Genomic DNA, 5974 nt, shown 5'->3' on the forward strand with positions numbered 1-5974 from the left:
CTCCCGGAAAGGAGACCCCCGCATGCCCCCAGCGGTCCGCACCGGCCGGGCCAGGGCCCAGCTGACCCTGAAGGAGCCTCCCGCGTCGGTCGGCGCGAAGCCCGGCGGGACGATCGCCCGGCTCGACCTCCAGTTCAACCCCTCCACCCTGCAGTTGCAGAAGACCACCGAGTGGCGCCGCTCCCCGTCCCGGATGGCGGGGCAGTCGGCGCTGCCCGAGTTCGTCGGCAGCGGCCCGCGCACACTGAGCCTGGAGGTGTTCCTGGACGCGACCGCCACCCACGACGACTCCGTGGAGCAGGCCGTGGAGAAGCTGATGAAGGCGTGCGTGCCGACCCCGGCCAGCCTGAGCCGCGAGAAGCCGGCCAGCCCGTGGGTGCGGTTCGAGTGGGGCACCGCGCGGACGACCTCGTTCGACGGGGTGCTCTGCGGCCTGTCGGTGACGTACACGCTGTTCGACGTCGACGGCAGGCCGCTGCGGGCCACCTGCGCGCTGTCGATCGAGGAGGCGAGCGTCGACCCGCCGGGCCAGAACCCGACGTCCGGCGCGCGTGCCGCCCGCAGTACGCACACCGTGGTGGCGGGCGACAGCCTGGCCCTGCTGGCCTGGCGCGAGTACGGCGACGCGACGGCCTGGCGGACGATCGCCGAGGCGAACGGAATCGACGACCCGATGGCGCTCGTGCCCGGCACCGAACTGGTGGTGCCGGGGCTGCGGGACTCAGGGGGCGGGGAGGAGCGGTGACCACACCCGAGGCCCGGGGCGGCCGGTCCTTCGCGGCGGACCCCGTCGTGGAGGCGCCCGCCCCGCTTCCGCCCGTCTGGGCCGCCCAGCTGGTGAGCTGCGTGGTGGACGAGAACGTGGGGCTGCCCGACGCGGCGCAGCTCACCTTCCGCGACCCCGACCACGAGTTCCTGAAGGCGACCGGCATCACCATCGGCACCCCGCTGCGGGTGTCGGTGGTGACCGTGTCCGGGCAGGCGCGCGAGCGGCTGTTCGACGGCGAGGTGACGGCCCTGGAGGTGGACCGCGACCGCACGGGCTCGTTCACGGTGGTGCGCGCCTACTCCAGGGCGCACCGCCTCCAGCGGGGCCGGAAGGTGGTGGCCTACCGGAACATGACGGCCGCGGCGATCGTCCGCAAGGTGGCCGCCGGGGCCGGACTGGCCTGCGGAACCGTGCAGGCCGCACCGGTCACCTACCGGCAGCTGTCGCAGGCGAACATCTCCGACTGGGACTTCCTGCAGTACCTGGCGGGCGAGAGCGGCGCACAGGTGCGCGTCGACGACCAGGGGCTGCTCCAGTTCACCCGGCCGCGGCCGGCCTCCGGCGCGCCCTCCCCCTCGACCCCGGCCACGCGGAACCCGATGGTGCTGGAGTACGGCCGGAACCTGCTGACACTGCGGGCCTCGCTCTCGGCCGCGGACGGGGCGTCGTCGGTGGAGGTGCGCGGCTGGGACGTCACCACGAAACGGCCGCTGGTGTCCCGGCACCCTTCGGTGGACAGCGAGACGGCGGTACCGGGCCTGAGTCCGGCGATGAGCGCCCGGTTCGGCAAGGCGGCGAAACTGACCGTCACCGACACCCCGTACCGCACCCAGGCCGAGGCGACGGCGGTCGCGGGCGCCACGGCCGCCCAGGTCAGCGCGGGCTTCGCCGAACTGGAGGCGGTGGCCGAGGGCAACCCCCTGCTGCGGGCGGGCAGGCCCGTGGCGCTCGGCAACGTCGGGCAGGCGTTCTCAGGCCGCTACACGGCCACGGCGGTGCAGCACGTCCTGGACCCGCACGGCGGGTACCGGACGACGGTATGGGTCAGTGCCAGCCCGGACCGCTCCCTGACCGGCCTGGTGACCGGCGCCAACGCGCCGTCCCGCGGCCCGCGCATGCCGGGTCTGGCGATCGGCGTGGTGACGGACGTGCGCGAACCGGACGGCGCCGAACGCGGCGCGGTACGGCTGAGGTTCCCCTGGCTGGACGACACCTACGTCACCGACTGGGTGCGCACCGTGCAGTGGGGCGGCAGGGGCGGCGGGGGCGTGGTCAGCCCGGAGGTCAACGACGAGGTCCTGGTCGGCTTCGAGCAGGGCCTGCTGGACAGCCCGTACGTCATCGGCGGGCTCTACAACGGCGTGGACCGGCCCTCGCCCCACGACGTGCCGCTGGTCGACGGCACCAGCGGAAAGGTCAACCGCCGCTCGGTGGTGTCGCGTTCGGGGCACCGGGTGGAGCTGCTGGACGCGAGGGCCCCGGGGCCGTCCGGACTGCGGCTCACCACCGGTGACGGGCGTCTGGAGGTCTTCCTCGACGACCGGCGGGGCCGGATCGAGCTGGCGGTGCGCTCCGGGACGGGCCGGCAGCCCCTCACCTCCGTCCGGCTCGACGACAAGGGCATCGCCCTGGACGCGGGGCAGGGCGACGTGAGCGTGTCGGGCCGGAACGTGGACATCAACGGCAGCGCCGGGGTGAAGGTCGGCGGCCGTTCGGTGAACGTCACCGGCAGCTCGGACGTCACCGTCGACGGCGGTCTGCTCGGCGTCCTCAAGGCCCGGCTCATCCGGATCAACTGACCCCCGTCCGCCCCAACCGACACTCCCGAGGAGCACCTCATGCCAGCCGCAGCCCGCACCGGCGACCCCACCGACCACGGTGGCCGGATCACCACCCCGCCGCCCGGCGCCGCCGCGGCGGTGGCGCGCGTGCTGATCGGCGGCCGCCCCGCCGCCGTCGTGGGCAGCCTGGTCGTCTGCCCCATCCCCCAGCACGCGGCCCTGGGACCGGCCAACGTGGTCAATCCCGACCCGGCCGCGCTCGCCGCGGGAACGGTACTCGTCGGCGGCCTGCCGGCCGCGCGGGCGCGCGGGCGGAGCGTGTGCGGCGCGACGGTCCTGACCGGCGCCCCGAACGTCCTGATCGGGGGCGCGTGATGAGCGAGCGGTTCATCGGCCGCGGCTGGGCGTTCCCGCTGCGGGTCGGGCCGACCGGCGGGATCGGCATGGTCGAGAAGGACCGGGAGATCGAGGAGGCGATCCGCCTGGTGCTCGGCACCGCGCCCGGCGAGCGCCCCATGCGCCCCGAGTTCGGCTGCGGCATCCACGACTACGTCTTCGCCCCCGGTGACGGCGCCACCGCCGGACGCGTCGCCCAGCAGGTGCGCGAGGCCCTCCGGCGGTGGGAGCCGCGCATCGCGGTGGACGACGTGGTGGTCGCCTTCGACACCGTCGAGGCCGGCACCCTCTACATCGACGTGCGCTACACCGTGCGCTCCACCAACGACCGGCGCAACCTGGTCTTCCCCTTCTACACGATCCCCTCCGACGAGGAGGCCGGGGAGAGGGGCGCCGACTGATGGTCCTGCCCTCCCCCAACCTGGACGACCGGCGCTTCCAGCAGCTCGTCGACGAGGCGAAGCGGTACGTGCGGCAGCGCGCGCCGGAGTGGACCGACCACAACGTCTCCGACCCGGGCGTCACCCTGATCGAGACGTTCGCCTACCTCGTGGACCAGCTGCTGTACCGGCTGAACCGGGTTCCGGACAGGAACTACACCGCGTTCCTCGACCTGCTGGGCATCCGCCTGTTCCCGCCGACCGCGGCCGTGGCGGAGGTCGACTTCCACCTGTCGGCGCCGCAGCCCGACACGGTGGCGCTGCCCGCGGGCACCGAGGTGACCACCGCGCGCGGCGAGACGGACGAGGCCGTGGTGTTCACGACCACGGACGAACTGCGCATCGTGCCGAGCGAACTGACGCGCCTGGTGACCGCTCCCCGGGCCGGTGACCAGACCGACCGGACCGGTGCGCTCGCCGAGGGCCGCGACGTGCCCTGCTTCCAGGCGGCACCGGAACCGGGCGACGCGCTGCTGTTCGGTCTGCCGACGGCGGTGCCGCGCTGCATCGTCGCGGTGCGGCTGGACAGCCGTGTGGAGGGCGTCGGTGTGGACCCGCGCCAGCCCCCGCTGGTGTGGGAGGCGTGGAACGGCGGCGGCTGGCAGCTGTGCGAGACCGGCACGGACACCACCGGCGGGCTGAACCGGCCCGGCGAGGTCATCGTGTACGTACCGGCCGGGCACACCGCTTCGGTGATCGGCGGGACGCGGGCCGGCTGGCTGCGCTGCCGCGTCACCGAGACGGAGCCGGGCCAGCCGTTCTACTCCCGGTCCCCGACGGTGCGCGAGGCGGCCGTGTTCACCGTGGGCGGCACCATGTCCGTCGAACACGCCGAGACCGTGACCGACGTGCCGCTCGGCGTCTCGGAGGGGGTCGCCGGACAGACGTTCCGGCTCGGCCGCCCACCGGTCCTCCTCGACGGCGAGCCCCCCGTGGTGGAGGTGTCCTCGGGCGAGGGGTGGCAGCGCTGGGAGGTGGTGGAGCACTTCGGCCGTTCCGGGCCCGCCGACCGGCACGTCCGCGTGGACGCCACCACCGGCGAGTTCGCCTTCCCGCCCGTGCTGCGCGAGCCGGACGGCACGCTGCGGCAGTGCGGCGCCGTGCCACCCAAGGGCGCCCGGGTGCGGGTGGCCCGCTACCGCACCGGCGGCGGCCCGGCGGGCAACGTCGCCCGCGGCGCGATCCGTGTACTGCGCAGCTCCGTTCCGTACGTCGCGCGGGTCGTCAACCGGGAGGCGGCGCGCGGCGGCGTCGCCGGCGAGACCGTCGACAACGCCAAGCTGCGCGCGCCGGACACGCTGCGGATGCAGGAGCGCGCGGTGACCGCCGAGGACTACGAGATCATCAGCCGCCAGGCGGCGCCCTCGGTGCGCCGGGTCCGCTGCCTGCCCGCCGGCGGCGCGGGTGCGGTACGGGTCCTGGTGGTGCCGGACGCGGTCGCCGACGAGGACGGCCGGCTCCGCTTCGAGCAGCTGATCCCCTCCGAGCAGGTGCTCCGGGCGATCACCGCGAGCCTGGACGAGCGGCGCCTGATCGGCACCCGCCTCGTCGTGGAGCCGCCGTTCTACCAGGGTGTCACCGTGGTGGCCCGGCTCGCGGCGGCGCCGGACGACACCGACCGGGTGCGCGACGCGGCGCTCACCGCGCTGTTCGGGTACCTCGACCCGCTGCGCGGCGGCCCCGACGGCACCGGGTGGCCGTTCGGACGGCCGGTGCAGTACGGGGAGGTCTTCGGCGTGCTGCAGCGCGCCACCGGCAACGCACTGGTGGAGGACATCCGGCTGTTCCCCGCCGACCCGGTCACCGGGCGGCGCGGCGCGCCGGCGGACCGCGTCGACGTGGCCGCGGGCGCGCTGGTCTTCTCCCACCAGCACCAGGTGGCCGTCACGGCCGTCGAGCCGGAGGCACGGGGATGAGCCGCGCCTCCGTACCCGGACTGCCGAGCAGGTACCCGATCGGCGGGCAGCTGCCCGCCCTGTACGCCGAGGACGACTTGGCGCAGCGGTTCACCGCCGGCCTCGACACCGTCCTCGCGCCGGTCTTCGCGACTCTCGACAACCTGCCCGCCTACCTCGACCCCCGGGTGGCTCCGGCCGACTTCCTGGCCTGGCTGGCGTCGTGGGTGGGCGCCGACGACGACCCGCGGTGGCCCGTGGAGCCGCGCCGCGAGGCGGTCGTCCGCGCGGTGGAACTGCACCGGTGGCGCGGCACCAGGCGCGGCCTGGTCGAGGGCCTGCGGCTCGCGCTCGGCGTGCACGCCGAGGTGACCGGGGACGGCGGCGCGAACTGGTCGAGCACCGCCGGAGCCGAACTCCCGCCCGAACCGCCCCCCGAGACCCTGGTCCGGGTGTGGCCGGACCGAGGGACGCGGGTGGACCCGGAACGGGTCCGCGAGATCGTCCGGGCCATGTGCCCGGTGCACACCGTCTGCCGGGTGGAGGTCCTGCCCGGCCCGCCCGCCGACGAAGGGAGGTGACGTCATGCACGTGTGCCCCGCGTGCGGGACGTCCAACGGCCCCGGAGACGACTTCTGCGGCAACTGCGGCACCTACCTGGGCTGGTCGGACACCCCGCCCGCTCCGAGCACG

The 5974-nt window shown here is 74.9% G+C and carries 7 protein-coding genes; all 7 read left to right on the top strand.

The window, feature by feature from the left end; genetic code table 11:
• The first annotated feature begins 22 nt into the window (after positions 1-22).
• Entirely contained in the window at positions 23-745 is a 723-nt protein-coding gene (locus L7D48_RS24395; protein ID WP_237882534.1) for a LysM peptidoglycan-binding domain-containing protein, read from the top strand.
• Complete coding sequence (locus L7D48_RS24400; protein ID WP_237882536.1) at positions 742-2568, top strand: VgrG-related protein; 1827 nt, start codon at positions 742-744, stop codon at positions 2566-2568. The genes L7D48_RS24395 and L7D48_RS24400 overlap by 4 nt, the downstream gene beginning before the upstream one ends.
• Before the next feature lie 39 nt (positions 2569-2607).
• Positions 2608-2925, top strand: a complete 318-nt coding sequence (locus tag L7D48_RS24405) for a PAAR domain-containing protein (protein ID WP_237882538.1) — start codon at positions 2608-2610, stop codon at positions 2923-2925.
• Positions 2925-3347: a GPW/gp25 family protein gene (locus L7D48_RS24410; RefSeq protein ID WP_237882540.1), complete on the top strand. Its 423-nt coding sequence runs from the start codon at positions 2925-2927 to the stop codon at positions 3345-3347. Before L7D48_RS24405 ends, L7D48_RS24410 begins: the two co-directional genes overlap by 1 nt.
• Positions 3347-5302 (top strand): putative baseplate assembly protein, encoded by a 1956-nt coding sequence (locus L7D48_RS24415; RefSeq protein ID WP_237882542.1) that lies wholly within the window; start codon positions 3347-3349, stop codon positions 5300-5302. Before L7D48_RS24410 ends, L7D48_RS24415 begins: the two co-directional genes overlap by 1 nt.
• Positions 5299-5862 carry a phage tail protein gene (locus L7D48_RS24420; protein ID WP_237882544.1) on the top strand — a complete coding sequence of 188 codons (564 nt, stop codon included), beginning with the start codon at positions 5299-5301 and terminating at the stop codon, positions 5860-5862. The genes L7D48_RS24415 and L7D48_RS24420 overlap by 4 nt, the downstream gene beginning before the upstream one ends.
• 4 nt (positions 5863-5866) lie before the next feature.
• Positions 5867-5974: zinc-ribbon domain-containing protein (locus L7D48_RS29605; RefSeq protein WP_374493595.1), on the top strand; the 108-nt coding region annotated here is incomplete at its 3' end.

It is taken from the genome of Streptomyces sp. ICN903 (assembly GCF_022015835.1).
Taxonomy (GTDB): Bacteria; Actinomycetota; Actinomycetes; order Streptomycetales; family Streptomycetaceae; genus Streptomyces; species Streptomyces fenghuangensis.